Below are 6,177 nucleotides of genomic sequence, written 5' to 3'. Positions count from 1 at the left end.
CCGTGCTGGCCCCCGCCCTCACCGACGTCGCAGACCACCCCGGATCCGCGGTCATCACCACCTTGGCCCGCGACCACCCCGACCTCGACACCCTGGCAACCGCGCTGGCCCAACTGCACGTCCACGGCCACAGCCCGTCCTGGACCACCCTGTACCCCGACACTCACACCGTCGCGCTGCCCACCTACCCCTTCCAACACCGCCCCTACTGGTTGGCCGCGCCGGCGGGTGTGGATGTCAGCGCCGCCGGGCTGGATAAGCCCGGTCATCCCCTGTTGGGTGCGTTGACCGATCTGGCCGATCAGGACCAGATCGTGTTGACCGGACGGTTATCGACCACCACCCACGATTGGCTGGCCGGCCACCGCGTCGATGACACTGTGCTGTTTCCCGGAACCGGCTACATCGAGTTGCTGCTACAGGCTGGTGAGTACGCCCAGTGCCCGGTGATCGACGAGCTGGTTTTGCATACCCCGTTGACGTTGGATGAGCACGCGCCCACCGATGTACAGATCACGGTGCAAGCGATGGAGGACAACGGGCGCCGCCCCGTCACCGTGTACTCGCGAACCAGCGCCACCCATGGCCACACGGCCTGGACGTTGCATGCCAGCGGCGCGTTGAGCACCACCGCTGGTGTGGTGTCCGGGCCGCTGGCCACCCCCTCGGGTGTCGACGCCATCGATGCCGACAGCTTCTATCAAGACCTGGCCGAACATGGCTTCCATTACCAAACCCCGTTCCGATCGTTGCGTGGGATCAGCCGCCACCCCACCCTGGCCAATACCGTCTACGCCGAGGTGGCTCTGCCCGCCGATACCGACATCACCGATTACGGAATTCACCCCGCCCTGCTCGATGCCGCCCTGCACCCGTTGGCCGCGGCCTTCGACCAGACCGAACCCAGCAGCGACCCGCACACACCGCGGATTCCGTTCGCCTTCACCGGGGTCACGTTGCACGCGATCCAGGCCACCCGCTTGCACGTCCAACTCACCTCCACGGGAGCCGACACCTTCACCCTGCGCGCCACCGACCCCACCGGTGCCCCAGTGATCACCATCGACACACTGACCCTGCGGGCCCGGCCCGACCACATCAGGCCCGCCGCCCCCGCCGCACTGCGGGACAGCTTGTTCCACCTGCACTGGCCGCCCCTGCCCGAGGACGCGTTCCCCGCCGCAGCCGCCCCACCGGCGTGGGCGGTCCTTACCGAGGACCCCGACCAGCTGCCCGCCAGCCTGCGCTCCAGCCCTCGCCACACCGAGCTCGCCCACGCCGAGCTGGCGATCTGGCCACTACCCCTGCCAGACCCCGCCGAGGCTGATGACCTCCAGCGGGTCCACACACTGACCCGTGCCACGGTGACCCAACTGCAGGACTGGCTGACCCGCTCCGACACCCTCGACAGCCACCTGGTGATCCTCACCCGCCACGCGGTGAGCATCAACGTCTACGACCGCGCCCCCGATCTGGCCCACGCCGCGGCGTGGGCATTGATCCACACCGCCCAAAACGAGCACCCCGGGCGCATCACCGCGCTCGACATCGACACCACCGCGGCCACCGACCACGCCCTGATCAACGTCTTAGCCGCCCTGGCCACCCCGACGCCGGCACACCCCGGCGAACCCCAGCTGGCACTGCGCGACGGCATCGCCCACACACCGCGGCTAACCCCGTCGCTAGCCCTGAGCCCACCACCAACCCCCACCTGGCAACTGAGCACCACCGGCAACGGCGGTTTGGCCGGCCTGGCCCTGGTGCCCACCGAGGCGGCCACCGAGTTAGCCCCCGGACAAATCCGCGTCACCATCCGTGCCTCGGGACTGAATTTCCGTGATGTCGATGCCGCGTTAGGAGCCACCCCCGATAGCGGGATAGGCCGCGAAGGCGCCGGTGTGGTCATCGAAACCGCCCCCGACGTGACCACCGTGGCTCCCGGTGACGCCGTCATGGGCCTGTTCCCCAACAACGCTTTTGCGCCCACCGCCATCACCGATCACCGCATGGTGGTGGGGGTCCCGGCGGGCTGGTCGTTTACCCAGGCCGCCTCCGTGCCGGTCGCATTCCTGACCGCCTACACCGCCCTCGTCGAGCACGCCCAGCTCCGTGCCGGACAACGAGTGCTCATCCACGCCGCCACCGGCGGGGTCGGTCAAGCCGCCATCCAAATCGCCCAGCACCTCGGCGCGGAAATCTTTGCCACCGCCGGCCCGCACAAACACCGCGTCCTGACCGACCTAGGGATCCCCGACCACCACATCGCCTCCTCACGAACCCGCGAGTTCCTCGACTTCTTCGACCATGCCAGCGACGGACAGGGCATGGATGTCATCTTCAACACCCTTCCCCCAGACTTCATCGAGGGCTCACTCCAACTGCTCTCCCCCGGCGGGTGTTTCCTCCAAATCGCCACCCCCGACATCCGTGCGGCCGGCGACGTCAATACCACCCACCCCGCAGTGGACTACCTCGTTTATGACCTGACCACCACACACCCCGACGATCTGGGTCGGGCCTGGAACGCCTTGATCGAGCTGTTCACCACAGGGGCGCTTCGACCGTTGGCCACCACCAGCTACGGCCTCGTCGACGCCCCCCAAGCCTTCAGCGACATGAGCCAAGCACTGCACACCGGAAAAATTGTGCTGACCCCACCCACCACGCTCACCCCGGACGGCACCGTCCTGATCACCGGCGGCACCGGAATGCTGGGCCAACTATTCGCCGAGCACCTCATCACTCACCACGGTGTGCGCCACCTCCTGCTGGCCTCACGGCGCGGCCCCACCGCGCCCGGCGCCACCGAACTGCACCAACACCTCGCCAACCTCGGCGCCCAGGTCACCATCGCCGCCTGCGACACCAGTAACCCCGCCGAACTGACCACACTCCTAGCCGATATCCCCGCCCAACACCCCCTCACCGCCATCATCCACACCGCCGGCGCCCTGCACGACGCGGTCATCACCGAAATAACCACCGACCAACTCGACTCCGTCTTAGGCGCCAAAGCCGACACCGCCTGGCACCTACATCAACTCACCACCGATCAAGACCTCGACGCATTCATCATGTTCTCCTCGGTCTCGGCAACCCTGGGCGCTCCCGGACAAGGCGCCTACACCGCCGCCAACGCCTTCCTCGACGCCCTGGCCCAACAACGCCACCGCGCCGCGATCACCATCCCCGCCGCCACCACCGACCCCCGCGAAGAACTGCTCGATGCCCTACACGCCCTAACCACCGACCAACCCCACCCCGGCGTGACCTACCACCACCACCAAACCCACCACACCGCCAAGACGGTGTTCGTGTTCCCCGGCCAAGGCGCCCAATACCCGACCATGGCCACCACGCTCTACACCCACCACCGGGTCTTCGCCGCCGCCCTCGATGCTTGCGACCAGGCCCTACACCCCTGGACCGGCTGGTCAGTACGCGACGTCTTACACCACCACCCCGACGCACCCCCACTAGACCGCGTCGACGTCATCCAACCCGTCCTATTCACCATCATGATCTCGCTGGCCGAGCTGCTACGCACCCACGGCATCACCCCCGACGCCGTCATCGGCCACTCCCAAGGAGAAATCGCCGCCGCCTACATCGCCGGCGCACTACCCCTCAACCAAGCCGCCAAAATCGTCGCGCTACGCAGCCAAGCACTGACCACCCTCTCCGGCCACGGCGCCATGGCCTCAGTACGACTAACCCCCGACGAACTCCCCCCCCACCTACAACCCTTCAACACCACCCTGACCATCGCCGCCACCAACGGCCCCACCCACACCATCATCAGCGGCCACCCCGACGCCCTCGACCAATTCAGCACCCACTGCCAACAACACAACATCCACATCCGAACCATCGCCGTCGACTACGCCTCCCACTCACCCCAAGTCGAACACCTACGCCACCAGCTGCTGGACAACCTCACCGACCTCACCCCCCAACCCTCAACCATCCCCCTCTACACCACCGTGCCCAGCGCACACTCTGACCAACCCCTCAACACCACCACCATGGACGCCGACTACTGGTACCGCAACCTACGCGAACCCGTCCACTTCCACGACACCATCACCACCCTGACCACCCAAAGCCCACACACCTTCATCGAACTATCCCCACACCCCGTACTAGCCCCCGCACTCACCGACACCCTGACCCACGACACCCAACACCCCGGATCCGCGGTCATCACCACCATGCACCGCGACCTTGCTGACCTTGATGCCCTAGCTACCGCTATGGCGCGGCTGCACAGTCATGGCCACAGCCCATCCTGGACAAGCCTGTATCCCGATACCCGCACCGTGGAGTTGCCCACCTACCCCTTCCAGCACCGCCCTTATTGGCTAGCCGCGTCAGCTCCAAGCGCGGTGAGCGATCCCGCCGAAGGCCGGTTATGGGATGCGGTGGACAACGACGCGGTGGACATCGTCGCGCAGGTATTGGGTATCACCGACACCCCCACGGCGTCGCTGGGTTCGGTGGTGGCCGCCCTGCGACACTGGCGCAAACACCTAGCCGAGTGCTCGGTGGTGGACAAGCTGCGCTACCAGATCAGCTGGCAGGCCATCACCCCGACCACCTTCCCCCCCACCCGGCAACGATGGCTGGTCTTGACGCGCCCAGGGCAATCCGAAGACCCCTGGCTGCAGACCTTGGTGGCTCACTACCCCGAGGAATTCGTTACCGCGGTCCTCGATCCCGACCGCCTAGACCGAGACGAGTTAGCCGCGCTGCTGGTCGAACACAGCGCCGCCCATGATTGCGATGGCGTGTTGTCAGTGCTGGCACTCTTTGACCACACCACCCCTGATGTGCCCGGACCGTCTGCGGGTGTGCTATCCACCCTTTCACTCGTGCAGGCCTATGGGGATAGCGGGCTAAGTGTGCCGTTGTGGGTTCTTACCCAGGGCGGGGCCCAAGTCAGTGCCGACGAGCGGCCGTTGGCGCCGAGTCAGGCCGCGGTGTGGGGGCTCGGACAATCGGTGTGTTTGGAACACCCCGACTGGTGGGGCGGACTGATCGATCTGCCCGCTACCCCCACCGCCCAGGACGTCACACGCCTGCACACGATCCTGACCTGCCCGCAAACCGAAGACCAACTCGCACTACGCCCCCACGGGGTGCACGCCCGACGGCTCCGACACGCACCGCTGTCCCCGGATCAGCGCCCCAGCTGGAAACCTTCGGGCACCGCCGTCATCACCGGCATCACCGGCCGATCGGGTCCCGACATCGCCCGCTGGCTAGCCGACGCTGGAGCCAGCCACCTGGTATTGCTGAGCCGCACCGCCGCCACCGACCCACACGTGGCGGAACTGGAAAAAGAATTCCACGCCCTAGGAGTCAGCACCACCAGCGCATCGATAGACCTCACCGATCAACCCGCCCTAGCCGCCGTGATCGATCAAACCCGCGCCGAGCACGGACCCATCGACACCGTGGTGCACGCCGCAGCGTTTCAGGGTTGGGCCACCATCACCGAGACCACCCTGGCGGAATTCCACAGCACCTACAGCGCTAAGGCGCTCGGGGCGGAAAACCTGATCACCGCGCTGGGCGATCAGCTGCCCCACACCTTCATCCTGTTCTCCTCGGCCGCCACAACCTGGGGCGGCACCCGACAAGGCGCCTATGCGGCGGCCAACGCCCATATCGAGGCCCTGACCACCCAACTACGCGCCCGGGGTTGTCACGCCCTGGCCCCGGCCTGGGGAACCTGGGCTGATGACCGAACCGCCTCCCAAGAAACCCTGGACTACCTGGCCCGCATCGGACTACGCCAAATCCCCGCCGACACCGCCTTCACCGCGCTGCAACAATCCCTGGACAACGACGACACCCTGATCACCCTCACCGACGTCGACTGGGACCAATTCCACGACGTCTTCACCACCCGCCGCGCCCACCCCCTACTCAGCGAACTGGGCTCACGCCCCACCCCCACCGGTGTCGCCGCGATCCCCGACGGGCTGGCCGCACAACTGGCCGGCCACACCCCTGACCAGCAACGAGCCACGCTGACCACCCTGATCCAGACCGCCACCGCCGCGGTGTTGGCCCACCCCGACCCCGCCAACCAGAAGGAGCGGTGCTGGAAGGCATAGGTGGGCAACCCCACGATCTGCGCACCCTGTCTCTTATACACATCTCCGAGCC

At 66.7% G+C, this 6,177-nt stretch carries 1 protein-coding gene; it reads left to right on the top strand.

Going from position 1 to position 6,177, the window contains the following annotated elements; translation table 11 throughout:
• The first annotated feature begins 62 nt into the window (after window positions 1–62).
• Complete coding sequence (locus MSIMFI_RS26615; RefSeq protein WP_224770470.1) at window positions 63–6,125, top strand: SDR family NAD(P)-dependent oxidoreductase; 6,063 nt, start codon at window positions 63–65, stop codon at window positions 6,123–6,125.
• Window positions 6,126–6,177: the final 52 nt, after the last annotated feature.

Origin of the sequence: Mycobacterium simulans, from assembly GCF_900232995.1 — a bacterium.
Classification (GTDB): domain Bacteria; phylum Actinomycetota; class Actinomycetes; order Mycobacteriales; family Mycobacteriaceae; genus Mycobacterium; species Mycobacterium simulans.
This window is presented reverse-complemented; position numbering and strand designations above follow the sequence as displayed.